The organism is Blastococcus sp. SYSU D00820 (genome assembly GCF_054050695.1).
In genome coordinates, this window is the sequence record NZ_JBJGZW010000001.1 from 205703 (window position 1) to 231038 (window position 25336).

Here is a 25336-nt window from a genome sequence, read left to right on the forward strand (position 1 = left end):
CGCCCGTCGGCCGCCGTTCACCTCAACAACGGCAGGCCGGGCGCCGAAGACCCACGGGACGCGCAGTCCCGTCGCAGCGAGAGAGAAGGCAACCCCGTGGACGGTCTGGACGACATCGTCGAGGAGTTCCTGGTCGAGAGTCACGAGAACCTCGACCAGCTGGACACCGACCTGGTCGCCCTGGAGCAGGAGCCCGACTCGCGCGAGCGGCTGTCGAGCATCTTCCGGACGATCCACACGATCAAGGGCACCAGCGGCTTCCTGGCGTTCAACCGGCTGGAGGAGGTCACCCACGTCGGGGAGAACATGCTCTCCCGGCTGCGGGACGGCGCCCTCGAGCTGACCCCGGCCCGCACCAGCGTGCTGCTGCGCATGGTCGACACCGTCCGCTCGCTGCTGGCCTCGATCGAGGCGACCGGCGGCGAGGGCTCGGTCGACGTGTCCGACGTGGTCGCCGACATCAGCGCCGCCATGGAGGACCAGCCGGCCGCCGCGGTTGTGCCGCCGGTGGTCGAGGTGCCGGTGGTCGAGGTGCCGGCCGCGGAGGAGCCCGTCGAGGACGACGTCGTGGAAGAGGTCGTGGAGGAGGTCGTGCTGTCCGCGGTCGAGGTCGAGGAGCCCGTCGTCGCGCCGGCCCCCGTGCCCGCCGCCGTCGTCCCCACCCCCCGCGCGGCGGCCGAGCCGGCCGACGATGCCGCCGAGCACCCCGCCACCGAGGGCGGCGGGCAGGCCCGCCGCGCGGTCGCCGACAGCACCATCCGCGTGGACGTCGACCTGCTCGACGAGCTGATGCTCCTGGTCGGCGAGCTGGTGCTCACCCGCAACCAGATCGTCCAGTACGTGGGCCGCTCCACCGACACCGATCTGCTGCGCGCCTCCCAGCGGCTGAACCTCATCGCCAGCGAGCTGCAGGAGGGCGTCATGAAGACGCGCATGCAGCCGATCGACCACATCTGGTCCAAGCTCCCCCGCGTCGTCCGCGACCTGGGCCTGCAGTGCGGCAAGACCGTGCGGCTGGAGATGGAGGGCAAGGACACCGAGCTGGACAAGACCCTGCTCGAGGCGGTCAAGGACCCGCTGACCCACCTGGTCCGCAACTCCGTCGACCACGGCATCGAGAGCCCCGACCGCCGCCGCGCGGCCGGCAAGCCCGCCGAGGGCGTGCTGACCCTGCGGGCCAAGCACGAGAGCGGCCAGGTCGTGGTGGAGGTCGCCGACGACGGTGGGGGCATCGACCCGGCCAGGATCGGCGCCAAGGCCGTCGAGCGCGGGCTGGTGACCGCCGACCAGCTCGCCCGCATGGGCGCGCAGGACGTGCTGCAGATGATCTTCCTGCCCGGGTTCTCCACGGCCGCCGCGGTCACCAACGTCTCCGGCCGCGGGGTCGGCATGGACGTGGTCAAGACCAACATCGAGTCGATCGGCGGCACGATCGAGGTCGAGTCCGAGCCCGGCCGCGGCACCGTCTGCCGGCTGCGGATCCCGCTGACCCTGGCCATCGTCCCGGCGCTGACCGTCGAGTGCGCCGGCGACCGGTACGCCATCCCGCAGATCAGCCTGCAGGAGCTGGTCAGCCTGGACGCCGAGAAGGCCGCCACCGCGGTCGAGGAGGTCGGCGGCGCGCCGGTCTACCGGCTGCGCGGGGAGCTGCTCCCCCTGGTCCGGCTCACCGACGTCCTGGGCCTGCGCTCCGACCGGCACGACGGCCACGTGGTCATCGCCGTGCTGCGCTCCGAGGGCCGGCGCTTCGGCCTGGTGGTCGACCGGGTCATCAACACCGAGGAGATCGTGGTCAAGGCCGTCGGCGGCCAGCTCAAGGCGATCGGGCTCTACTCGGGCGCGACCGTCCTCGGTGACGGCACCGTCGCGTTGATCCTCGACGTCCAGGCCCTCGCCCGGCGGGCGCTGCGCACCGAGAGCGCCGAGCGGCAGGAGGCCCGCGTGGCCGCCGCGACCGCCGCGCAGGACCGCGAGGGGCAGCGGCAGCGGATGCTGCTGGCCAGCATCGGCGGCGGCCGGCGGGTGGCCATCCCGCTGGACACCGTCACCCGCCTGGAGCAGGTCCGCGCCGAGTCCGTCGAGCGGGTCGGCAACCGCGAGGTGGTCCAGTACCGCGGCGCGATCCTGCCGATCGTCCGCCTGGACCGGCACCTGGGCGCCTACGGCGAGACCGAGCGCGAGGTGCTCGAGGTCATCGTCTACAGCGACCACGGCCGCAGCGTCGCGATCGTCGTCGAGGAGATCCTCGACATCGTCGACGGCGAGGCGGCGGTCCGCAGCGACATCGACGACATGGGGCTGCTGGGCTCCGCCGTCCTCGGCGACAAGGTCACCGAGCTGCTCGACGTCCGGGCCGCGATCCTCGCCGCCGACCCGGCCTTCTACACCGCACCCACCGACGTCGCGGCCTCCGCCGCCGTCCCGGCCCACTTCCTGGAGGTCTGACGTGAGCACCGCGACCGAGGCGGCCGCCCCCGCCGTCGGGGGCCAGCTGGCCACCTTCTGGCTGGACGGCGACCTGTACGGCGTCGAGGTGGCGCACGTGCAGGAGGTGCTGCGCAGCCAGGGCCTGACCCGGGTGCCGCTGGCGCCTGCCGCCGTCGCCGGCCTGATCAACCTGCGCGGCCAGGTGGTCACCGCCATCGAGCTGCGCGAGCGGCTCGGGCGCCCGCCGCGGCCCGAGGGCACCGACGCCGTCGTCATCGTCGTCCGGCTGCACGGGGAGGCGGTCAGCCTGCTGGTGGACGCGATCGCCGACGTCGTCGACGTCGACCCGGCCGACTTCGAGGCACCGCCGGACACCCTCGACGGCACCGCCCGCGAGCTGATCCGCGGGGCGTTCAAGCTCGACGGGCAGCTGCTGCTGGCCCTGGACGTGCACAAGGCCGTCAGCGCCTGACCCGCGGCCGCCGAGACCCCCGTCGCTCCCACCCGAGGAGCGGCGGGGGTCTCGCGCGTTCCGGACGCGCAGCCGCTCACTGCGCGTGACGGCATGCTGACAGATGTGCTGGGGACACGCAGAGTGTTCGTCCGGGCGCTCCAGCGATCGGGTGACCGCGGCATGGCGTGTCCCGGCGATCACGGACAGCATGGGTCGACCCACTCTTGGAGGCGACCGTGCCCTACACCCTCGTCAGTGCTGCGACCCTCGGCTTCGACCTGGTCCGCCTGCCGCTCGGCCGGCAGGTCGCCGAGGTGCTGCTGACCGGGCTCGGCGCCGACGCGGCCACGCTCGGCGCGCTGGCGCAGGTGCACCCCGTGGCCGGCCGGCCGCGCGAGGAGCGGGCGGTGCACGCGGTGCGCAGCCGCCGGGCGCGGGAGCTCGCCGTCGCGGTGCCCCACCTGCGCAACGCCGCGGCCGGGGCCGACCGCGCCGCGGTGCTGGTCGACCAGCTGGAGCGCGGCACCATCGGCGACGCGCCGGCGCTCGAGCGCCTCCTCCGCGACGACGTCCTCGGCCCCGAGCACCCGGCGCTGCGGCTGGTCGACGAGGACGTCGCCGACGCCGCGGCCGACGTGCTGGCCGATGCCGCCGTCGGCTCCTGGGCCGCCGAGGTGCTGCCCCCGCTGGTGCGCCGGCAGCTGACCGGCCCGCTCGCGCTGGCCGTGGCCGACGGTGCGCTGCCCGCCGTCGAGCACGACCTGGGCCCGGCCACCGGTGAGGTCCGCGGGCTGCTGGCCGCGCTGGCCGCCACCGACGCCGCCGGCCGCGACCGCTGGCGGATGGCCGTCGACGAGGGCCGCGCGGAGCGCCGTCCGTGGGCGACCGCGATGCACGAGGCCTCGTGGGCCGCGCACGTCTCCGGCCGCACCCGCGCGCTGGCCGCCGCGCAGCTGCTCGCCGTCCAGGCGTTCGGCGACGCCGGCTTCGACGGCCGGGACGGCGCCCAGGGCGTGTGGAACGCCGTCGCCGGGTGCGTGCAGGGCCTGGCCATGGCCGACCTGCTCGACGCCAGCGCGCTCGGCGTGCTGCTCGCGCCGTGGCGGCGGGTCACCGCCGCCTGATCCCCGCCCGGCCGGTGGACCGCCTCGGCCCCGGGCTCCTGTGTCTCGGAGCCGTCGTCATGGCCGTCGGCGTCCTGATCGCCGCCGCGGGCGCCTTCGCCGAGGGCGACGTCGTCCTCGGGTGGGTGCTGGCCGCGCTCGCCGTCCTGGGTGGGACCTGCGGCGCCGCCGGTCTCGTGCTCGCACTCCGGCGCCGCTGAGGTCGCACCCGCCCGAGTGCGCCGATGCGGCGCCGGGCGCCGAGCGCCTGCCGCACCGTTCCTGTGGTGCGCGGACGACCTCGTCCCCGCGGTCTGCTGACCGACGCGCGGCGGACCGCCGGAGGCCGCGTACGCGCAGCTCAGCGCGCTGTCGACGCATTTCCGGAATTGTCGACAAATGGCCGAGGCGCCCCCGCGGGGAACGGTCGCGCGGAATCGCGTAACGAATGCGCGGCATCGGTTCAGGAGACGTTTGTGACAGCCGAGAACTCCTGGGACAGGCGAGAAGAGCGAGCGGCCTCCGGACGTTCGCGGCACCGGGCCGGGATTCGTCTCAAGGGCCCGTCACTGGTGCCGATACAGCAACCGAACAGCCCCTGTCGGCTGGCACGACAGGAGCAGGAGGACGGATGAACCCGATCCGGGTGATGGTGGTCGACGACTCCGTCGTCGTCCGCAAGATCGTCACCGACGTGCTGTCCGAGGACCCGGGCATCGAGGTCGTCGGCACCGCTGTCAACGGCCGGATCGCCGTGGGCAAGCTCGACCAGCTCAAGCCCGACCTGATCACCATGGACATCGAGATGCCGGAGATGAACGGCATCGAGGCGGTACGCGCCATCCGGGCGACCCGCAGCCGGGTGCCGATCATCATGTTCAGCACGCTCACCGAGCGCGGCGCCTCGGCCACCCTCGACGCGCTGTCCTCCGGGGCCAACGACTACGTCACCAAGCCGGCCAACGTCGGCAGCGTCGCGCAGTCGATGGAGAGCGTCCGCGAGCAGCTGATCCCCAAGATCAAGGCGCTGCTCGGCCGCCCGGTCACCCCGGGCCCCGCCCGGCCCGCGCCCGCCGCCGCTCCCCCGCGCCCGGCGGCTCCCCGCTCCGGCCCGGCCAAGGCGCCGGCGGTACTGGTCATCGGCTCCTCCACCGGCGGTCCCGAGGCCCTGGCCAAGGTCCTCCCCGCCCTGCCGGCCACGCTGCCCGTGCCGATCCTGCTGGTGCAGCACATGCCGCCGGTCTTCACCCGCCAGTTCGCCCAGCGCCTGGACCGGCTCTGCGCGCTGCGCGTGGTCGAGGCCGTCGACGGCACGCCGCTGGCCCCCGGCACCGTGCACCTGGCGCCGGGCGACCACCACCTGACCATCCGGAACACCCCCCGCGGGCTGACCACCATGCTCAGCCAGGGCCCGCCGGAGAACTTCTGCCGCCCGGCCGTCGACCCGCTGTTCCGCTCCGCGGTCGACGCCTTCGACGGTGCCGTGCTCGGCGTCGTCCTCACCGGGATGGGCTCGGACGGCCGGCTCGGCGCCGGGCGCATCCGCGAGGCCGGCGGCTCGGTCGTCGTCCAGGACCAGGCGACGTCGGTCGTCTGGGGCATGCCCGGAGCCGTGGCCTCCGCCGGCTTCGCCGACGAGGTGCTCCCCCTGGACCGGATCGCCGAGACCATCACCCGCTCCCTGACCGGCCCCCGGATCGCGCCCGCCCCCGGCGCGGCTCCCGGCCGCCTGGCACCGCTGGCCGCCGGAGGCACCCGATGACACTCACCGCCACCAGCTTCGACTGGGTCCGCCAGGTCGTGCACCGGGAGAGCGCCATCGTGCTCCAGCCGGGCAAGGAGTACCTGGTCGAGGCCCGGCTGCTGCCGATCGCCCGGCAGATGGGCATGGCCGACGTCGGCGCGCTGGTCGACAGCGTCCGCACCCGGCCGAACCCGGAGAACACCCGGAGGATCGTCGAGGCGCTCACCACCAACGAGACCTCGTGGTTCCGGGACGGCGACCCGTTCACCGCGCTCACCACCACGGTGCTGCCCGCGCTGCAGGCCGCCCGCTCCCCGCACGAGCGGCTGCAGATCTGGTCGGCGGCCTGCTCCAGCGGCCAGGAGCCCTACACGATCGCGATGCTGCTGGAGGACGCGCTGCCCAACGCCGGCGCCCGGGTCTCCATCACCGCCACCGACCTCTCCCGCGAGATGGTCGAGCGCACCCGCGCCGGGCGGTTCACCCAGCTCGAGGTCAACCGCGGCCTGCCCGCCCCGATGCTGGTCCGGCACTTCACCCGGGCCGGCACCGACTGGGAGGTCTCCCCGACGCTGCGCCGCATGGTGACGGCCAGCGAGTGCAACCTCGCCGCGCCGCTGCCGCGGATGGGCCCGTTCGACGTGGTCTACCTGCGCAACGTCCTCATCTACTTCGACCTGCCGACCAAGCAGGCGATCCTCCGCCGCGTCCGCGCGCTCATGCGCCCGGACGGGTGGCTGTTCCTCGGAGCCGCCGAGACCACGCTCGGCGTCGACGACTCCTGGGAGCGGGTCGTCATCGGCCGCAGCTCCGCCTACCGCCCGCTGAAGGGGGCCTGACCAGTGCGTGCTCTGGTGATCGACGACTCACGCGCCATGCGACGGATCGTGTCCGGGACCCTGGAGGGGTTCGGCTACGAGACCCGCCAGGCCGGGCACGGCCGCGAGGCGCTCGACGTGCTGCAGGAGGGCTGGGTGCCCGAGCTGTGCACGATCGACTGGAACATGCCGGTGATGGACGGGCTGCAGTTCGTCTCCGCCGTCCGTGCCAACCCCGCCTGGCGGGCGGTGACGCTGATGATGGTCACCTCCGAGGGCGAGCACGGGCAGATCGTGCGGGCGCTGGCGGCCGGCGCGCACGAGTACGTGATCAAGCCGTTCACCGCCGACGCCATCGCCGACAAGCTGGCGCTGCTCGGCCTGCTCCCCCAGGGGGTTCCGCTGTGAGTGTGTCCGACGTCCCGCTGATCAGCGCGCTGCTCGACGAGGCGACCGTCCAGGAGATCGCCGAGCAGGCGTGGGCGGCCCTGGTCGGCGAGGAGGAGCTGCTCGTCCCGCTGCCGGCGCCGCTGCCGGCGGAGACGCTGAGCTCCTGGGTCGAGATCGTCGGCCCGTGGAACGGCAGCGTCGTGGTCACCTGTGGCCGCGACACCGCCGCCGAGCTCACCCGGGCGATGCTCAAGGAGCACGCGCCCGAGGTGCTGGAGACCGAGGACGTCGAGGACGCCCTCGGCGAGATCGCCAACGTGGTGGGCGGCAACGTCAAGGCCGTCCTCCCCGGACCGTCCGTCCTCGGCCTGCCCGAGGTCGGGCCGACCCCGCCCGCCGGCCCCGAGGCCGACACGTGCCGCGTCGACGTCCTCTGGCGCGGCCAGCCGCTGACCATCCGTGCGCAGGGCTCCGCCGGTGCCCTGTCCCCCGCCCCGCAGAACGAGGTGTCCCTGTGAAGATCCTGGTCGCCGACGACAGCCGCGTCATGCGGCAGATCGTCATCCGCACGCTCCGCCAGGCCGGCTACGACGGCCACGACATCGTCGAGGCCGAGGACGGCCGCGACGCCTACGACAAGGTCCGGAGCGAGGGCCCGGACCTGGTCCTGTCGGACTGGAACATGCCCAACATGACCGGCCTGGAGTGCCTGCAGGCGCTGCGCTCCTCCGGCTCGACCGTCCCGTTCGGGTTCGTCACCTCCGAGGGCTCGGCCGAGATGCGGGAGAAGGCGGCCGACGCCGGCGCGCTGTTCCTCATCGCCAAGCCGTTCAACGAGGAGACCTTCCAGGACGCGCTCGAGGGCGTGATCGCATGACCACCGGCACCGTGGTGCTCCCGGCCAACAAGGACGTCAAGGACATGCTGACCGGCCTGGTCGGCAAGCCGGTGGCGGTGGCCCCCGGCGCGCCGGTCACGCCGACGGCGAAGTCGCCGGTCTCGGTGGCCGTCTACGTCGACCCGCAGCTGTCCATCAATGCCCTGTGCGTCATGGACCTCGGCCTGTCCGCCTACAGCGGCGGCGCGCTGGCCATGCTGCCCCCCGGGGGCGTCCAGGACGCCGTCGAGGAGGACGGCGAGCTGACCTCGATGCTCACCGAGGCGCTGCACGAGGTCGTCAACGTGCTCTCGGCGCTGTTCAACGTGCCCGGCGCCCCGCACTCGAAGCTGTACAAGCTCTACGCCCCCGGCGACGAGCTGCCCGGCGACATCGCCGGCATGCTGGCCGCGTTCAACCGGCTCGACCTCGCCGTCGAGATCCCCGGGTACGGGAAGGGTGGGCTCTCGCTCGTCATCCCGTGACACAGAGCCACCGCGGCCCCCGACAGCCTCAGGCGTCGGGGGCCGCGGTACGTCCGGGCCCGGTCAGGCCAGGACCGGCTCGCGGTCCTCGATCGTGGTGGGCAGGCAGGCCCACACGTGCTTGCAGGAGTCGTCGACGTACCAGCCGTGCGCCACCGACAGCCGGGCCACCAGGTGCAGCCCCAGGCCGCCGCGGGCCGGGTCGCGGTCGACGGCCGGGGCGGGCATGACGTCCGACGCCCGGTCGCTGACGTCGAGCAGCCACCCGCCGCTGCCGGCGATCACCGTGGCCACCACCGGGCGCTCACCGTGCCGCAGCGCGTTGGACGCCAGCTCGTCGAAGGCGAGGATCAGCTGCTCCCCCGCCTCGTCCGGCTCGGGCGGGAAGCCCACGCCGTCCAGCCGCCCGCGCAGGGCCGCCCGGGCCCTGGGGAGCTCGGCCAGCGAGCCGAGCTCCCAGCGCCAGACCTCCCCGCGCCCGTTGGGCAGCGGCCGCAGTGGCCATGCAGTGCGAGCCATGCCTCTCCCCCGTCGGAAACCGGTGTCTGGGTCCGCTTCCTCGGTGCCCACCGGTGTGCGGGCTCAACCCTGCGCGTACCGGATCGGTAGCGGGCGTGACGGTTCTCTCCCCCTCACGGGGTGCTCGCGCAGCCCGTCCGGTCGCGGCGTGCCGGGATACGGCACTCCATGGGGCACAGTGGGTCCCATGAACGGGGACACGGCGGGGCTCCCGCCCGGCGACCTGCTGGTGCAGGCCGTCGAGGGCATGGACCGGCCCCTCTTCGTCCTCGACGAGGCCTGGCGCTTCCGCTACATCAACCCGGCCGGTGCCGCCGTCCTCGGGCGCACCGTCGGCGGGCTGGTCGGCCGGGGTGTCTGGGACGAGTTCCCCGAGGCGGTGGGCAGCCCGTTCCAGGAGCTGTACGCCCGCGTGCGGGCCACCGGCGAGTCCGGCAGCACCGAGGCGTGGTTCGAGCCCCTGGGCAAGTGGTTCGAGGCCGCCGCCTTCCTGACCGACGCCGGGCTGGTCGTGACCTACGACGACGTCACCGCCCGGCGCCGCACCGAGGAGGAGCGCAGCGCCGCGGTCGCCGCCCGCGAGGCGGCCGCCCAGGCCGCTGCCGAGGCGGCCGCGGAGGCCGAGCGCACCGGCCGGCACCTGATGCTGCTCGGCGACATCAGCCAGGCCATGACCTCCACCCTGGACACCGACGAGGCCGTCGCCCGCTTCGCCCACCTGGTCGTGCCGCTGCTGGCCGACTGGTGCCTGGTCAGCGTGGTCGACCCCGACGGCACCCGCCGGGACGTCGGCCGCGCGCACCGCGACCCGGCGCTGGCCCCGGCCATGCACGCCTACGCCGACGCCCGCGTGCGCACCAACCGGCCGACCGCACCGGTGCCCACGGCGCTGCGCAGCGCGCGGCCGGTGGTCATCCCCCAGCTCACCAGCGCCCACGTCGAGCAGATGGTCGCCGACCCGCGCGCCCGCGCCGAGCTCGAGCCGCTGCGCCCGGCGGCGGTCGCGGCGTTCCCGCTGGTGGCCCGCGGGGAGGTGTTCGGGGCGCTGACCCTCGTCAACGGCCCCGACCGCGGCGCGCACACCGAGGTGGAGCTGCGGACCGCGGAGATCGCCTCCCGCCGTGCCGCGCTCGCCCTGGACAACGCCCGGCTCGCCGTCGCCAACCAGCAGATCGCCGAGCGGCTGCAGCACAGCCTGCTGTCCCCGCCGGTGCAGCAGGCGGACCTGCACACCGCCGTCCGCTACCGGGCGGCCACGCGCGGTGTCTCCGTCGGCGGCGACTGGTACGACTCCTTCCTGCAGCCCGACGGCGACACGGTGCTGGTCATCGGCGACGTCATGGGCCACGACATCGAGGCCGCCGCCGCCATGGGCCAGGTGAAGACCCTCGTGCGGGGCATCGCCTTCGACCGGCTCGAGGAGCCGGCCGGCGTGCTGCGCCGCGTCGACCACGCCCTGGTCGGCCTGGGCGTGGCCACGATGGCCACCGCGCTGGTGTGCCGGGTCGAGCACGACGTGACCGGCGCCCGGTCGCTGCGCTGGTCCTCGGCCGGCCACCCCGATCCCCTGCTGCTGACGCCGGACGGCGAGGTGCGCGACCTCTCCGCGCCCGTCGGGCCGCCGCTGGGCATCGGCTGGCGCGGCCCGCGGGCCGACGGCGTGGCGCCGCTGCCCGACGGCAGCACCCTGCTGCTGTTCACCGACGGCCTGTTCGAGCGCCGCGGGATCCTGCTGGACGAGGGCCGCGACCGCGTGCGCGCCCTGCTCGCCCGCCACGGCGAGGCGCCGCTGGACCAGCTGTGCGACCTGCTGCTGGCGGAGATGCTGGGGGAGGGGGCAGAGGACGACGTCGCCGTCCTCGCCGTCCGCACCTCCGGCGTGCCCGCCGGCGCCGTGGTGACCGCCGCCGGCAGCCCGTCCGCGCTGCTGAGCTGAGCGGGCGGCTCAGCCGCCGGCCACGTCGATCGCGAAGGCCACGAGGAAGCCGAGGCCGGTGATCAGCCCGGTCCAGGTCCGGGTCTCCTCGAACGCCTCCGGGATCATCGTGTCGGCGATCATGGTCAGGATGGCGCCGGCCGCCACCGCGGTGATGACCGCGATGACCTCCGGGGGAGCGTTGCCCAGGGCGACGTAGCCGAGCAGCGCGGCCAGCCCGCTGACCAGGGCGATGCCGCCCCACACCCCGAAGACGTAGCCGGCCGGCCGGCCGCTGCGCTTCATGCCGGCGGCGCTGGACAGGCCCTCGGGCACGTTGGAGATGAACACCGCGGCGAGCACCGAGGCGCTCACCCCGCCGCCGGCCAGCAGCCCGACCCCGAGGACGACGCTCTCGGGGACGCCGTCCAGCAGCGCGCCGACCGCGATCGCCGCGCCGCTGCCGGACTGCTCGTCCTCGGTGGGCTGCTGGCCGCCCGACCGCTTGCGGTGCCGGGCGCCGCGGCGGGCGAGCAGGGCGTTGGCGCCCACGTAGGCCAGGGCGCCGCCCAGGAAGCCGATCGCCGTGGCGCCCAGCCCGCCGGTGTCGGCGGCCTCCTGCACCAGGTCGAAGGCGACCGCCGAGACGAGCACGCCGGAGCCGAACGCCATCACCGTGGCGATGACGGCCGGGGGCACCCGCACGAACCAGGCGACCAGCGCGCCCAGCACGAGCGCACCGCCGCCGAGCAGGCCCCACAGTCCTGCTTCCACCCACGTCGGCACGGGCGGCTCCCTGCCCGCGGGCCCGCCGTCCGAATCCCTGCGTGGCCTCCCTGCAGGGGCCCGCCGCGAGCGTGCGAGCGGTGGGGGGCAGGGAGGTCCTTGCTCAGTCGGGGTGGCTGAGCAGGTACCGGCCGAAGTGCGGGACGGTGAAGGCGATCTGCCCCCGCTCCGCGGAGTAGACCAGCCCCTTCTTGATCAGCGAGTCCCGCGCGGGGGAGAGGGAGGCCGGCTTGCGGCCCAGCGACACCGCCACCTCCGACGTCGCGACCGCGCTGCCCTGCGGCCCGCCGAGCTCGGCCATCGCGTGCATGTACTCCCGCTCCGCCGGCGTCGCGCGGTCGTAGCGCGAGCCGAAGAAGCCGACCGCGAGCTCGGCCTCGGCGACCGGGGCGGCCATGGCGACGTCCGCGGCGGTGATGGGGGAGGTGGCGGCGAGGTCCCAGGTGACCTTGCCGTAGGCCTGCACGAAGTAGGGATAGCCGTCCGCGGCGGCGTAGAGCGCGTCGAGGGCGTCGGCCTCGAAGGTGACGTCCTCCCGCTCGGCCGGCGCCAGGAGCGCGCGGTCGGCGGCCGGGCGGTCCAGCCGGTCGATGCGCAGGTAGCGGAACAGCCGCTCCGAGTAGCTCTTCGACGCCGAGAGCACCGCCGGCAGGTGGGGGAGCCCGGCCCCGACCACGATCAGCGGAGCTCCCTGCTGCGACAGCTCGTGGCAGGCGGCGCAGATGGCCGAGACGTCGTCGGCCTGCAGGTCCTGCATCTCGTCGATGAACAGGGCCACGCCCTTGCCGACGTCGGCGGCCAGCCCCGCGGCGTCGCTCAGCAGCTCGACCAGGTCGATCTCCATGTCGCCGGAGTCGGCCCGCCCGCTGGCCGCGGCGACGTCGATGCCCGGCTGCCAGCGGTCACGCACCTTGGCGTCCGGCGCCTGCCGCAACGCGAACGCCTTCAGCACCCCGAGGACGGCGTCCATCGACTCCTGGTCGGGGTGGCGCAGCTCGCGCAGCGCCATGTGCAGCGCCGAGGACACCGGCCGGCGCAGCGGCTGGTCGGGCCGGGCCTCGATCTTGCCGGTGCCCCACCCGCGGCCGATCGCCGCCGAGCGCAGCTGGTTGAGCAGCACGGTCTTGCCCACGCCGCGCAGCCCGGTGAGCACCAGCGAGCGCTCCGGCCGGCCCCGGGCGATCCGCTCGAGGACGACGTCGAAGGCCGACAGCTCGTCGTCGCGGCCGGCCAGCTCGGGCGGGCGCTGGCCGGCGCCCGGGGCGTAGGGGTTCCGCACGGGGTCCACGTCGAGCACCGTATGGCCTCGTCTAGCGGCGGCTCTAGAGATCGGTAGAACCGGGTAGGGCGTGTCGCGCCGCAGCCTCTCGACCGGCGTCTGCGGCCGTCTAGCGTGCCAGCTAGAGAACCCCAGATCCCCCGACACGGCCGGTCGCCGGCTCCGGCCCCGCTAGCGTGCGCCGAGTGATCAGATTCGCGCTCAAGGTCGTCGTCCTCGCCGCGGCGTTCTACTTCGTGGCCCAGTACCTCACCGGCATCACCGTGGTGGGCAACGAGGACGCGCCGCTCGGCATCACCGGCACCTTCCTCTGGATCGCCCTCATCTTCGCCGTGGTCAACGCGGTGGTGAAGCCGGTGCTCAAGCTGCTGTCGCTGCCGTTCCTGCTGCTCACGCTCGGGTTGTTCTACCTGGTGATCAACGCGGCGATGCTGGGCCTCACGGCGGCCCTCTCGGACCGGCTGCAGGTCGACGGGTTCGGCACCGCGCTGCTGGGCGGCTTCGTCCTCGCGCTGGTCAGCTGGGCCTTCGACCTGCTGTTCGACCGCGACTGACAGTTCGGCGCACGACGCCGGTCCGGTGCGCCGTCCCGTCCCGAGTGACGGGGCCCACCGGCGGGGCTAGCGTCGGTCCATGGTCAGCACCACCGGCGCGGCCGATCCCGACGAGTCCACCGAGCTGGCCGCCCTCGAGGCCGCCCAGGAGCAGAAGCGCCGGCTGCTGGAGCAGGCCGCGGCCGGCGCCGTCGCCGGTGCCGACGGCTCGCTGCCGGCCGGCTGCACCCCGGCCGACGTGCCGGCGCTGCTGCAGCGCTACTACTGGAGCGAGCCGGCCGCCGAGGTCCTCGACCACGACCCCGCCGACCTCGCCGCCCTCGCGCTCCGCCACCTGCGCGTGGCGGCGGTCCGGCCGCAGGGCTCGGCCACGGTGGAGGTGCACCCGCTGCCCGGCGGGACGGCCGCCGGCCGCTCCATGGTGCTGGTGGTCACCGACGACATGCCCTACCTCGTCGACTCGGTGACCGCCGAGGTGGTCCGGCAGGGCTTCCGGCTGCAGCACGTGGTGCACCCGATCGTCGTGGTCCGCCGCGACGTCGCCGGCCGGATCCGCGCGTTCTGCGACAGCGCCCAGCCCGCCGGCTGCGGCCCCGACGCGCTGGCCGAGTCATGGATGGCCGTCGTCCTCGACGGGCCGCTGGACGAGGAGGCCTCCGGCGACCTGGTGGCCGGCCTGCGCACCGTGCTGGCCGACGTCCGCGCCGTCGACGAGGACGCCGACCGGATGCGCGCCCGCGCCCGGGAGCTGGCCGACCGGCTGGCCGCGTGCGCCGACGGCCCGGCCGATCCCGACGCCGATCCCGCGACCGACCCGGCCGAGGCGGCCGCTCTGCTGCGCTGGCTGACCGGCGGCTCCTTCGTCCTCCTGGGCGCCCGCGAGGTGCAGCTGCCGGCCGGCGGGGGAGCGGCCCGGCCGGTGCCGGGCAGCGGGCTGGGCATGCTGCGCAGCGACACCGACATGTCCGGTGACGCCGCCCTGCCGGAGGCGCCGGCGGGGCTGGGCGACGCGCTGCTCACCGTCACCAAGGCCGACCTGCGGGCCACCGTGCACCGCCGGGCCTGGCTGGACCTGGTCGCGGTCACCCTCCCCGGGAAGGACGGCGGTCCGCGGCGCCAGCACCGCCTGGTGGGCCTGTTCACCACCTCGGCCTACGCCGGCAGCGTCCGCGACGTGCCGCTGGTGCGCCGCCGGGTCGCCCAGGTCATCGCGCGCTCCGGCGTGCCGGCCGACAGCCACACCGGCAAGGAGCTCTTCGACGTCCTGGAGACCCATCCGCGCGACGAGCTGCTGCAGGTGGGCAGCGACGAGCTGCTGCCGGTCGCGCTCGCCGTGCTGTACCTGCAGGAGCGGCGCCAGACCCGGCTGTTCCTCCGCCGCGATCCGCTCGGCCGGTTCTGGTCGGCGCTGGTCTACCTGCCGCGCGACCGGTACACGACCGAGGTGCGGCTGGCGATGCAGCAGCTGCTGCTCGAGCGGCTCGGGGGCTCGAGCATCGAGTTCACCGCCCGGTCCACGGAGTCGGTGCTGGCCCGGCTGCACTTCGTCGTCCGCCCGCCGGTGCCCCGGCGCGGCGTGCCGGCGCTGCCCGAGGTCGACGTCGAGGACCTGCAGGCCCGGCTCGCCGCGGCCGCCCGCAGCTGGATCGACGACCTCACCGACGCGCTGGCCGCCCGGCACGGTGCCGGCGCCGAGCGGGAGCTGGCCCGGGTGGCCGACGCCTTCCCCGCGGCCTACCAGGAGGACTTCTCGGCGGCGACCGCCGTCGAGGACCTCGACCGGCTCGACGCCCTGCCGCCCGGCGAGCTCGGCATGCGGCTGCGCCGGCCGCGCGACGGCGGCGGGGAGCCGCGGCTGACCGTCTACCGGGTGGGGGAGCGGCTGCTGCTCTCCGACGTCCTGCCGGTGCTGCAGCACATGGGCGTGGACGTCGTCGACGAGCGGCCGTACGAGATCGACCGGATCGGCGCACCGCCGGCCTGGATCTACGACTTCGGCCTCAGCGTGCCCGCGGGCGAGCTGCCGTTCCCGGGGACGCTGCCGGAGCGGTTCACCGAGGCGGTCCAGGCCGTCTGGCGCGGCGACGCCGAGGACGACGGCCTCGGCGCGCTGGTGTCGCTGGCGGGGCTGAACTGGCGGCAGGTCACCGTGGTCCGCGCCTACGTGCAGTGGCTGCGCCAGGCGGGGCTGCCCTTCGGCATGGCCTACGTCGAGGCCACCCTGGCCGCGCACCCCGACGTCGTCGCCCAGCTGGTCGCGCTGTTCGAGACCCGGTTCTCCCCCGACCGCGGGGCCGGGCGGACCGCCCGGCAGGACGAGCTGGTCGCCTCGCTGCGCACGGCGATCGGCCGGGTCGAGTCGCTGGACGCCGACCGCGTGCTCAGCTCGCTGCTGGCCGCCGTCCTCGCCACCCAGCGGACGACGTACTACGCCATGTCGGCCACCCAGCCCGCCCCGCTGGCGATCAAGCTGCACCCCGCGCAGGTGCCCGACCTCCCCGAGCCGCGGCCCGAGCGGGAGGTGTGGGTCAGCTCGCCCCGGGTGGCCGGCATCCACCTGCGCTTCGGTGCCGTCGCCCGCGGCGGGCTGCGCTGGTCCGACCGGCACGAGGACCTCCGCACCGAGGTGCTCGGCCTGGTCAAGGCGCAGATGGTGAAGAACACCGTCATCGTGCCCACCGGCGCCAAGGGCGGCTTCGTCGTCCGGCGCCCACCGGCCTCCGGCGACCGCGACGCCGTGCTCGCCGAGGGGCAGGCCTGCTACCGCCTGTTCATCGGCGCGCTGCTGTCCCTGACCGACAACATGGTCGACGGGCGCATCGTGCCGCCCGAGCGCGTCGTCCGGCACGACGGGGACGACGCCTACCTCGTCGTCGCCGCGGACAAGGGGACGGCCACCTTCTCCGACCTCGCCAACGCCGTCGCTCTGGAACGCGGCTTCTGGCTCGGCGACGCCTTCGCGTCGGGCGGCTCGGTCGGCTACGACCACAAGGCCATGGGCATCACCGCCCGGGGCGCCTGGGAGTCGGTGACCCGCCACTTCCGCGAACTCGACCTGGACGTGCAGAGCCAGGAGTTCACCGTCGTCGGCATCGGCGACATGTCCGGCGACGTGTTCGGCAACGGCATGCTGCTGTCCGAGCACATCCGCCTGGTCGCCGCCTTCGACCACCGGCACGTCTTCGTCGACCCGACGCCCGACGCGGCGACGTCCTTCGCCGAGCGGCGGCGGCTGTTCGGGCTGCCGCGGTCCTCGTGGGCCGACTACGACCCCGCGCTCATCAGCCCCGGGGGTGGGGTCTGGCCGCGGACGGCGAAGGCGGTGCCGGTCAGCGAGCCGATGCGCGCCGCCCTCGGCCTCCCGGCCGGCGTCGACAGCCTGTCGCCGGTCGAGCTCATCCGCGCGGTGCTGCTGGCGCCCGTGGACCTGCTGTTCAACGGCGGCATCGGCACCTACGTCAAGGCGTCCACGGAGAGCGACCTGGACGCCGGCGACAAGGCCAACGACGCCGTCCGGGTCGACGGCCGCGAGCTGCGGGTGCGGGTCGTGGGGGAGGGCGGCAACCTCGGGCTGACCCAGCGCGGCCGGGTCGAGTTCGCGCTGGCCGGCGGGAAGGTCAACACCGACGCCATCGACAACTCCGCGGGCGTGGACACCTCCGACCACGAGGTGAACATCAAGATCGCTCTCAACGGCGCGGTCACCCGGGGGGAGCTGGACGCCGAGGCGCGCGCCGCGCTGCTCGGGGAGATGACCGACGAGGTGGCCGCCGCCGTCCTCACCGACAACCACGCGCAGAACGCCACGCTGGCCGGCGAGGTCGCCGCGGCGCGCAGCCTGCTGGACGCGGGGGAGCGGTTCCTCCGCTCGCTGGAGCGCTCCGGGCGGCTGGTGCGCGCGGTCGAGGCGCTGCCCGACGACCGGGCCCTGGCCGAGCGGCGCCGCAGCGGCCAGGCGCTGACCGGGCCGGAGCTGTCGGTGCTGCTGGCCTACGCCAAGCTCGAGACCGGGGACGCCGTGCTCGCCTCCGAGCTCCCGGACGACCCCGCGCTGGAGCACCTGCTGGTCGAGTACTTCCCGGAGGCGCTGCGCCGGCGCTTCCCCCGGGAGCTGACCGGGCACCCCCTGCGCCGGGAGATCGTCGCGACCGTCCTCACCAACCGGACGGTCAACACGGCGGGCATCACCGGGTTGTTCCGGCTGCGCGAGGAGACCGGCGTGGGCCTGGCCGGGGTGGTGCGGGCGCACGCCGTCGCCCGGGCCGTCTTCGACGTCGACCGGCTGTGGGACGCCGTCCGGCCGCTGGACAACCGGGTGCCGGCCGCCGTCCAGGTGGAGCTGCGCACCGAGGCGACCCGGCTGGCCGAGCGGGCGACCCGCTGGCTGCTGCGCCTGCCGGCGCTCGCCGCCGAGCAGCCCGCGCCGATCGGGGACGTGACGGACCGGTTCGCCCCCGCGGTGGCGACGGTCCGCGCCGGCCTGCCCGGCTGGCTGCTGGGGGCCGAGGCCGCCGGGTACGCCGAGCGGTCGGCGCGGCTGGAGCGGGCCGGCGTGCCGGCGGAGCTGGCCGCCGAGGTCGCCGCCGCGCCGCTGCTGCCCGCGGCCCTGGACCTCGCGGTCGTGGCCGAGCGCACCGGGGCGCCGATCGAGCTCGCCGGGCAGGTGCAGCAGTGCCTGGCCGAGCGGCTCGGGTTGGTGCCGCTGCGGGAGCGGGTGATCGCGCTGCCGCGGGACCGCCGGTGGCCGGCGATGGCCCGGGCCAGCCTGCGCGACGACCTGTCGAGCGAGGAGGCGGCGCTCACCGCGGAGGTCGTGGGCCGGGCGGCGGGGGAGGCGTCGGCGGAGCGGCTGGTCGCGGCGTGGGTGGACGGCTGGGACGCAGGCCAGCGCCGGGCCGCCGCACAGCTGGCCGAACTGGCCGCGGGGGACCGGCAGGAGCTCGCCGAGCTGATCGTCGCGGTCCGGACGCTGCGCGGCCTGCGCCGCACCGGCTGAGGCCCGGCGGTGTCCGGTCCCTGGTTCGCCGGACGGGGGCGCGGCGATGCCGACGAGGCGTTCCTCGCGCGGCTGCGGGCGGCGTGCACGGAGCGGGGCCTGGCCGACGCACCGTCGACGGCCACCCGCGCGGAGGTCTGCGAGCGCCTCGACTGCCTGGCGGTGGTGGTCGAGGTCCCCGGCCTGACGGCGACGCAGGCCCGGCCGACCCTCCAGGTCGGCGTGGACGTGGCCCGGCCGTTCCGGGCGGTGACGTGGGAGACGTGGGGATACACCCTGGACCTCTTCGAGGAGGTCGACCTCGCCGGGGCGTCGCGGACCCCGGCGACCCTGGCCGACGAGGCGCACGCCTGGTTCGCCGCGCAGCTCGCCCGGCCGGTCGAGCGGCGCACGTGGACCGGTGGGGACGGCGGCCGGTCTCGGTGTGGCGGCTGGCCGACACCGGTGAGGAGATCTGCTGGGAGCCCTCGCCGGGCATTCCGCCGGGCCGTCGCCTGCTGCGCCGTCCGCCGGCGGAGGCGGTGGTGGAACGCCCCGGTTCGGACGTGCGACGGATGGGCAGCCAGCCCGGGTGACACGCACGCTCGTCGTCCTCGGCGGCACCGGTGACCTGACCGGCCGGCTGCTGCTGCCCGGCCTCGCGGAGCTCTGCGGCTCCGGCGACCTCGATGACGGGCTGGCGGTGCTCGCCGTCAGCCGGGAGGAGTGGTCGGACGGCGAGTACCGCGGCTGGGCCGCCGACCGGCTGGCCGAGCACGGCGGCCGCGTGCCCGAGGACGTCCGGCAGGCGGTGCTGGACCGGCTGTCCCACGTGGAGGGCGACGTCACCGACGCCGGCGACCTGGGCCGGGCGCTCGAGCGCGCCGGGACCGCGCCGGTGCTCTACCTGGCGCTGCCCAACACGGTCTTCCTGCCCACCCTGGAGGCACTGGAGGAGGCCGGGCTCCCCGAGGGCGCCGTCGTCGCCGTGGAGAAGCCGTTCGGCCGCGACCGGGCCGACGCGGTACGGCTCAACGCCGTCCTGCACCGGCTGGTGCCCGAGGAACGGGTGTTCCGCACCGACCACTTCCTCGGCATGCCCACCGTCCTCAACATCCTCGGGCTCCGGTTCGCCAACCGGGTGTTCGAGCCGCTGTGGAACGCCGAGCACGTCGAGCGGGTGGACATCGTCTTCGACGAGACCCTCGGGCTCGAGGGGCGGGCCGGCTACTACGACACCGCCGGCGCCCTGCGGGACATGCTGCAGAACCACCTGCTGCAGCAGCTCGCGGTCGTGGCGATGGAGCCGCCGGCCGCCGTCGACGGGCCCAGCCTGGCGGCGGCCAGGACCGCGGTGCTGCGCGCGGTGCGCGCCCCGGAGGACATGGCCCGGGACACCCTCCGCGCCCGCTACACGGCCGGCACCGTGGCCGGTCGCGAGCTGCCCGACTACGCCGCCGAGGAGGGCGTGGACCCCGCCCGCGGCACCGAGACCCTCGCCGAGTACACGGTGACCATCGACCACGACCGCTGGCGCGGGGTTCCGTTCCGGCTGCGCTCGGGCAAGGCCCTGGGCGCGGACCGGCACGAGATCGTCCTCCGCTTCCGGCCGGCGCCGCACGTGCCGTTCGCCGAGCCGGCCGAGCCCGACGTCCTCCGGTTGCGGCTGGACCCCGACGCCGTCTCGCTGGAGATCAACGTCAACGGCGCCGGGGACCCCTTCGACCTCGAGCGCCGCGCGCTGGACTTCGACCTGCCCCCGGCCCGGCTGTCGGCCTACGGGCTGCTCCTGCGGGAGTTGCTGGCGGGCGACACCACCCTCTCGATCAGCGACACCGAGGCCGAGGAGTGCTGGCGGATCGTCGAGCCGATCCTCGCCGCGTGGGAGGCGGGGGAGGTGCCGCTGCAGGAGTACCCGGCCGGGTCGGACGGGCCGTAGCGAGGTCCGTCTGCGGATCTCTAGCGCCGTCTAGCCAGGCGGCCAGACGGCGCCAGACGGCGGTAGCCGCCTCGATGCACCTGTCTGCGCCTGTCTCGTCCTGCCGCTAGAGAGCCGTAGACGGCGTCAGAGGTCGGGGTGGCGCCGGCCGAAGCCGGTCGCCTGCTCGAACGCGTGCCCCACCTCGAGCACCCGCCGGTCGGCCCGCGGCGGGCCGATCACCTGCAGGCCCACCGGCAGCCCGTCGGGCGTGAACCCGCCCGGCACCGACAGCGCGGGGCAGCCGGTGGCCGAGATCAGCGTGCAGGAGCGCATCCACTCCAGGTAGTTGTCCAGCCGGACGCCGGCGATCTCGGTGGGGTACTCCTGCTGGACGGGGAAGGGCAGCACCTGGGTGGTCGGTGCCAGGAGAACGTCGTAGCGGTCGAAGAACCCGACGACCCGCTCGTACAGCTGCGTGTGCAGCTGCTCGGCCCGGGCGACGTCGGCCCCGGTCAGCCGTGCCCCCATCTCGGCGTTCCAGCGGATGGACTCCTTGACCTGCTCCGGCGAGCGGCGGGAGATCTCCCCGAACGAGGCCTCGAACAGCCAGGCGCGCAGGGTGCCGAACACCTCGTCGGCGCCGCCCAGGTCGGGGCAGTCCTCCTCGACCGTCGCGCCGAGGTCGGCCAAGACGCCCAGCGACGCGGTGAGCGTGGCGGTCACGGCGGGGTCGACGGTCACCCGGCCCCCCAGGTCGGGCGCCCAGGCCACGCGTAGGCCGGTCAGCTCCGTCGGCAGGGGAGCGGCGAACCCGGCGCCGTCGTCGTCCAGGGCGATCGGCACCCGCCGGTCCGGGCCGGCCAGGGCGGAGAGCGTGAGGGCGACGTCGGCGACGGTGCGGCCCATCGGGCCCTGCACCGACAGCGTCGACCAGGCCAGCGGCGCGGGCCAGGTGGGCACCCGGCCCGGCGTCGGGCGCAGGCCCACGACGTTGCAGAAGGCCGCCGGATTGCGCAGCGAGCCGCCCATGTCGCTGCCCTCGGCCAGCGGCACGAGCCCCGCAGCCAGCGCGGCGGCGGCCCCGCCGCTGGACCCGCCCGCCGACAGCCCGTGCCGGTACGGGTTGTGGGTGGCGCCGAACAGGGTGTTGAAGGTGTGCGAGCCGGCGGCGAACTCCGGCACGTTGGTCTTGCCGATCCGGATGGCGCCGGCCCGGCGCAGCCGCTCCACCACGAGCTCGTCGCGCTCGGGCACCGTGTCGGCGTGCAGCGGCGAGCCCCAGGTCGTGCGCATCCCGCCGGTCGCGTGGGTGTCCTTGTGGGCCACCGGCAGGCCGTGCAGCGGGCCGACCGGCTCGCCGCCGGCCAGCGCCGCGTCGGCGGCGTCCGCGGCGGCACGGGCGCCCTCGGCGTCGAGGGTGACGATCGCGTTGACCGCCGGGTCCACCCGCTCGATCCGCTCGAGGTGGGCCTCCAGCAGCTCGCGGGCCGAGAGCTCCCGGGTGCGCAGCAGGGCGGCCAGCTCGGTCGCGGGGCGCAGGCAGAGGTCGTCGCTCACCGCCCGAGCCTGGCAGAGGTTCAGGAGCTCGCGAGGTCCGGGGGGACGACGTCGGGCACGACGTTCGGGCCGGCCTCGACCGGTCGCGGCCGGTCCTGCCGGTGCAGCCGGACGGCGACCAGGGCGACGTCGTCCTCCGGGCGGCCGTCCACGAGTCGCTCGAGCACCTCGTCCAGCAGCTGCTCCAGCGGCAGCCCGGCGCACTCCAGGAGCGCCTCGCGCAGCCGGACCATGCCGGCGTCGAGGTCGGCGTCGCGCCGCTCCACCAGGCCGTCGGTGTAGAGCAGCACGGTCGCGCCGCGGTCGAGGGTCACCACCGACTCCAGCCGGCGGGCCCCGGGATCCACGCCCAGCAGCAGGTCGCCCTTCCACGACGCCAGCTCGGCCACGCTGCCGTCGGGGTTGATCACCAGCGGGGGCAGGTGCCCGGCGTTGGCCCACCGCATCCGGGTCACGCCGCGGGCGAGCTCGTCGGGGGTCTGCTCGAAGCGGGCGACGGCCGCGGTGGCCAGCACCCGGGTGTCGAGCACGGCCATCGAGGCGTCCAGGCCGCGCAGCACCTCGGCCGGCGCGGCGTCGCTGTAGGTCGCGATGCCCCGGAGCAGGCCGCGCAGCTGGCCCATGGCCGCGGCCGCCGCGGTGTCGTGCCCGACGACGTCCCCGATGACCAGCATCGTGGCCCCGCCCGGCTGCAGGAAGGCGTCGTACCAGTCGCCGCCGACGCGGGCGGCCTCGGCCGCGGGCAGGTAGCGCACCGCGATCTCGGCGTGATCGGGCTCCGGCGGCTCGGTGAGCAGGCTGCGCTGCAGCCCCTCGGCCAGCTGCTGCTGCTGCGCGTACAGCCGGGCGTTGTCCAGCGCCAGCCCGGCGCGGTCGGCGACGTCCTGGGCCGCGGCGAGGTCCTCCTGGCGCGGCTGCCAGCCCTTACGGTGGAACAGGCTCAGGACGCCCAGCGTCCGGCCCCGTCCGCGCAGCGGGAGCGCGATGCCGCCGCCGGGGCGCAGCGCCGTCAGCACGTCGCGGACCTCGCCCGGCGGCAGCAGGGCCAGGACGTCGGTCGCGGGCGCGGCCACCGGCTCGCCGGTCAGCAGCGCGCGGGGCACCGGCCCGGTCATGGGCATGACGTCGAGCCGGCCGGCGGCGTAGCGCTCCACCAGCCCGCGCATCGCCGGGTCGGTGTGCCACGAGCCGACGTCCCGGGGCCGGCCGTCCTCGTCGACGACCGTGACGATGCACCAGTCCGCGAGCGCCGGGACCACGAGCCGCGGCAGCCGGGTGATCGCCACCTGCGCGTCGAGGCTGCCGGCGAGCTCGGCGCTGACCTGGGCGAGCAGCGCCAGGCGCTGGGCGGCCTGCTCGGCGCGGTCCTGCACCTTCCGGCGCTCGGTGACCTCGAGGAAGTAGACCGACAGGCCCTCCGGGCTCGGCCACGCGCGCAGCTCGTACCAGCCGTTCAGCGGAGCGGGGTAGTGGGCGTCGAAGGACACCGGGCGCCCGGTGCGCACCGCCTCCCGGTAGCTGTCCTCGAAGGCGCTGTTCACGGCGGCGGGGAAGGCCTCCCACAGCACCCGGCCGAGCAGCTCCTCGCGCGTGCGGCCCAGCAACCGCTCGGCCTCGGCGTTGACGTGGGTGAAGCGCCACTCGTGGTCGAGGGAGTAGAAGCCGGCCGGCATGGACTCCAGCACCCGCGCGACGCGGAAGTCGACCGCGCGCGCCTCGGTGGTGTCGTAGGCGACCCCGAGCACGCGGATCGCCGTGCCGTTGTCGTCGGCCAGGGTGCGTCCGCGCGCCTGGACCCAGCGGGTGCTGCCGTCGGGGAGGACGACGCGGTACTCGGCCTCGTAGTCCCCGAGGGTGTCGATGCTCGCCCGCAGGGCCTCGGTGACCCGGACGAGGTCGTCGGGGTGCAGCCGCTCGTTGAAGGCGTCGATGGTCGAGTCGAAGGTCTCGGGGGAGTAGCCGAACATCCGGATCAGCCGCGCGTCCCACACCAGCTCGCCGGTGCGCAGGTCCCAGTCGAAGGTGCCCACGCCGGCGGCCTCGGCGGCCAGCCGGTGGCGCACCCGGTCGTTCTCGTACTCGCCGGTCAGCGCGGCGAGCTCCAGCTCGGTCACCACCGAGGCGGCCAGCTGCCGGAGGGTGGCGACGTCGGTGTCCGACCAGGTCCGCGGCCCCGGGCTGAACACGCAGAGGGCGCCCACCACGGCACCGGAGTCACCGGTGAGGGGCGTCCCGAGGTAGGAGCCGACCTGCCCGGACGTGACCGGGGGCAGCTCGCGCACCCGGTCGTCGGACGGCGCGTCGCCGACGACCAGGTCGACGCCACCGGCCGCGGTGACCGAGCACAGCGAGTCCTCCAGCGGGCTCTCGCCGCCGACCGCGCCGGGGGCCAGCCCGGCGCCGCCGGCGACCACCTGGACGTCCTCGAGCAGCGCGACCTGGCCGGACGGCGTGCCGAGCAGCCGGGCGGCGAGCTCGGCCAGCCGGTCGAGGGCGCGCACGCCGGCGTCGGCCGGCCGCAGCCGCCGGGCGGCGAGGACGCGATGGCGGTCGGCCCGCAGCTCCGCTGCGAAGGCGCGCCCGCCCGTCGCGGACTCCGTCACTCGTGCTCCCTGTCCGGCGAGGGCCGTGGTGGCGGGCAGATGGTCGCGGACCCCGTCTCGATCGCGACGCGACGCGTCAGTTATGACACGGCATGCGCGTTGCGGGCAACCGATCCGACGGAAGTCACTACGCCCGTGACGCTTAGTGACCGTTACGACGCCACGGCGTCGGCGGGGACGACGAGGGTGAGCGCGGTGCCGCCGTCGTGTTCCACGTGCAACCCCGCCCGCCGGAGCAGTGCCCGGAGACGGACGACGTCGGCCGGCTCGGCCGTCGTGGTGGCCAGCAGCCGCGCCACCCGGCCCTTGTGCGCCTTGTTGAAGTGGCTGACCACCGACCGGGTGCCGTCGGGGCGCTCGCTGAGCACGTCGACGGTCACCGCCCCCGGCACCGGCGCGAGCGCGGCGTAGGACCCGCTGCGCAGGTCGACGACGAGGTCGTCGACCGCCGCGAGCACCGGGCCGAGCGCCGGGCGCCACAGCGAGCGCAGGGTGGGCAGGCCCGGCAGGGCCGATCCGGCCGACAGCCGGTAGGCGGGGATCGGGTCGCCCGCGCGCACCAGGCCGAACAGCGCCGAGCCGACGGCCAGCCGCCGGTCGGCGCGGGCACGCTGGGCCCGGGTCAGCGATCGGACGTCCAGGGCGTCGTAGAGGACGCCGGTGTAGCGCTCGATCGCCGGCAGGGTGGGGCTGGTCCGCAGCGCCGCGTTGAGCGCGATCTCGCCGTCCTGGCGGGGGGAGAGGCCCAGCGCGGCGCGGGCGGCCGGGAGGTCTCCGGCGAGCTCGACCAGCGCGTCGACCAGGCGGGCCCGCGGCCCGGTGAGCTCGGGGGAGGAGAGGGCGGCGAGGTCGAGCGGGCCGCCGCCCCCGCCGGGGTGCTTGGTCTCGGACGGGGGGAGCAGGACGAGCACGGGGCGCCAGCCTACGTG

Annotated in this window: 21 protein-coding genes; 15 read left to right on the top strand and 6 right to left on the bottom strand. The window is 75.3% G+C overall.

The window, feature by feature from the left end; translation table 11 throughout:
- The first annotated feature begins 96 nt into the window (after positions 1-96).
- The 10 genes from ACI79R_RS00930 to ACI79R_RS00975 all read left to right on the top strand — a co-directional run bounded on the left by ACI79R_RS00930 (position 97) and on the right by ACI79R_RS00975 (position 8298).
- Positions 97-2445: a chemotaxis protein CheA gene (locus ACI79R_RS00930; protein WP_456571691.1), complete on the top strand. Its 2349-nt coding sequence runs from the start codon at positions 97-99 to the stop codon at positions 2443-2445.
- Position 2446: 1 nt separating this feature from the next.
- On the top strand, positions 2447-2899 hold the full coding sequence (locus ACI79R_RS00935; RefSeq protein WP_456571692.1) for a chemotaxis protein CheW: 453 nt from the start codon (positions 2447-2449) through the stop codon (positions 2897-2899).
- 218 nt (positions 2900-3117) lie between these two features.
- Positions 3118-4005 (top strand): hypothetical protein, encoded by an 888-nt coding sequence (locus ACI79R_RS00940; RefSeq protein WP_456571693.1) that lies wholly within the window; start codon positions 3118-3120, stop codon positions 4003-4005.
- Positions 4006-4064: 59 nt separating this feature from the next.
- Complete coding sequence (locus ACI79R_RS00945) at positions 4065-4205, top strand: hypothetical protein (protein WP_456571694.1); 141 nt, start codon at positions 4065-4067, stop codon at positions 4203-4205.
- A gap of 410 nt (positions 4206-4615) precedes the next feature.
- Positions 4616-5746 carry a protein-glutamate methylesterase/protein-glutamine glutaminase gene (locus ACI79R_RS00950; RefSeq protein ID WP_456571695.1) on the top strand — a complete coding sequence of 377 codons (1131 nt, stop codon included), beginning with the start codon at positions 4616-4618 and terminating at the stop codon, positions 5744-5746.
- On the top strand, positions 5743-6567 hold the full coding sequence (locus tag ACI79R_RS00955) for a CheR family methyltransferase (RefSeq protein ID WP_456571696.1): 825 nt from the start codon (positions 5743-5745) through the stop codon (positions 6565-6567). Before ACI79R_RS00950 ends, ACI79R_RS00955 begins: the two co-directional genes overlap by 4 nt.
- Positions 6568-6582: 15 nt before the next feature.
- Entirely contained in the window at positions 6583-6954 is a 372-nt protein-coding gene (locus ACI79R_RS00960; protein ID WP_456571697.1) for a response regulator, read from the top strand.
- A gap of 2 nt (positions 6955-6956) precedes the next feature.
- Positions 6957-7454, top strand: a complete 498-nt coding sequence (locus ACI79R_RS00965) for a chemotaxis protein CheX (RefSeq protein WP_456571698.1) — start codon at positions 6957-6959, stop codon at positions 7452-7454.
- Positions 7451-7813: a response regulator gene (locus tag ACI79R_RS00970; RefSeq protein ID WP_456571699.1), complete on the top strand. Its 363-nt coding sequence runs from the start codon at positions 7451-7453 to the stop codon at positions 7811-7813. Before ACI79R_RS00965 ends, ACI79R_RS00970 begins: the two co-directional genes overlap by 4 nt.
- A complete protein-coding gene (locus ACI79R_RS00975) occupies positions 7810-8298 on the top strand; it encodes a hypothetical protein (protein WP_456571700.1) in 489 nt (162 codons plus the stop codon). The genes ACI79R_RS00970 and ACI79R_RS00975 overlap by 4 nt, the downstream gene beginning before the upstream one ends.
- A 63-nt stretch (positions 8299-8361) precedes the next feature.
- Here ACI79R_RS00975 and ACI79R_RS00980 read toward each other — a convergent pair whose 3' ends face one another.
- Positions 8362-8817, bottom strand: coding sequence for an ATP-binding protein (locus ACI79R_RS00980; RefSeq protein ID WP_456571701.1), 456 nt, complete (start codon positions 8815-8817; stop codon positions 8362-8364).
- A 187-nt stretch (positions 8818-9004) separates the two neighbouring features.
- Here ACI79R_RS00980 and ACI79R_RS00985 point away from each other — a divergent pair, with 187 nt between their 5' ends.
- Complete coding sequence (locus ACI79R_RS00985; RefSeq protein WP_456571702.1) at positions 9005-10753, top strand: SpoIIE family protein phosphatase; 1749 nt, start codon at positions 9005-9007, stop codon at positions 10751-10753.
- Positions 10754-10762: 9 nt separating this feature from the next.
- Here ACI79R_RS00985 and ACI79R_RS00990 read toward each other — a convergent pair whose 3' ends face one another.
- Both ACI79R_RS00990 and ACI79R_RS00995 read right to left on the bottom strand, forming a co-directional pair.
- A complete protein-coding gene (locus ACI79R_RS00990) occupies positions 10763-11518 on the bottom strand; it encodes a ZIP family metal transporter (protein ID WP_456571703.1) in 756 nt (251 codons plus the stop codon).
- Between the two features lie 103 nt (positions 11519-11621).
- Positions 11622-12806 carry an AAA family ATPase gene (locus tag ACI79R_RS00995; RefSeq protein ID WP_456571704.1) on the bottom strand — a complete coding sequence of 395 codons (1185 nt, stop codon included), beginning with the start codon at positions 12804-12806 and terminating at the stop codon, positions 11622-11624.
- A gap of 176 nt (positions 12807-12982) precedes the next feature.
- Between ACI79R_RS00995 and ACI79R_RS01000 the strand changes: the two genes are divergently transcribed.
- From ACI79R_RS01000 to ACI79R_RS01015, 4 genes are all read left to right on the top strand, one after another.
- The gene (locus tag ACI79R_RS01000) at positions 12983-13351 is read left to right on the top strand and encodes a phage holin family protein (protein ID WP_456571705.1); all 369 of its coding nucleotides are present in this window, start codon (positions 12983-12985) and stop codon (positions 13349-13351) included.
- Positions 13352-13430: 79 nt separating this feature from the next.
- Positions 13431-18347, top strand: a complete 4917-nt coding sequence (locus tag ACI79R_RS01005) for an NAD-glutamate dehydrogenase (RefSeq protein WP_456571706.1) — start codon at positions 13431-13433, stop codon at positions 18345-18347.
- 9 nt (positions 18348-18356) lie between these two features.
- On the top strand, positions 18357-18956 hold the full coding sequence (locus ACI79R_RS01010) for a hypothetical protein (protein WP_456571707.1): 600 nt from the start codon (positions 18357-18359) through the stop codon (positions 18954-18956).
- The gene (locus tag ACI79R_RS01015; RefSeq protein WP_456571708.1) at positions 18919-20265 is read left to right on the top strand and encodes a glucose-6-phosphate dehydrogenase; all 1347 of its coding nucleotides are present in this window, start codon (positions 18919-18921) and stop codon (positions 20263-20265) included. The genes ACI79R_RS01010 and ACI79R_RS01015 overlap by 38 nt, the downstream gene beginning before the upstream one ends.
- A 126-nt stretch (positions 20266-20391) precedes the next feature.
- Here the strand turns inward: ACI79R_RS01015 and ACI79R_RS01020 are convergent, their stop codons facing one another.
- The 3 genes from ACI79R_RS01020 to yaaA form a co-directional block, all read right to left on the bottom strand.
- Complete coding sequence (locus tag ACI79R_RS01020; protein WP_456571709.1) at positions 20392-21804, bottom strand: amidase; 1413 nt, start codon at positions 21802-21804, stop codon at positions 20392-20394.
- 20 nt (positions 21805-21824) lie between these two features.
- Positions 21825-24407: a SpoIIE family protein phosphatase gene (locus ACI79R_RS01025; protein WP_456571710.1), complete on the bottom strand. Its 2583-nt coding sequence runs from the start codon at positions 24405-24407 to the stop codon at positions 21825-21827.
- A 152-nt stretch (positions 24408-24559) separates the two neighbouring features.
- On the bottom strand, positions 24560-25318 hold the full coding sequence (gene yaaA / locus ACI79R_RS01030; protein WP_456571711.1) for a peroxide stress protein YaaA: 759 nt from the start codon (positions 25316-25318) through the stop codon (positions 24560-24562).
- Positions 25319-25336 lie beyond the last annotated feature (18 nt).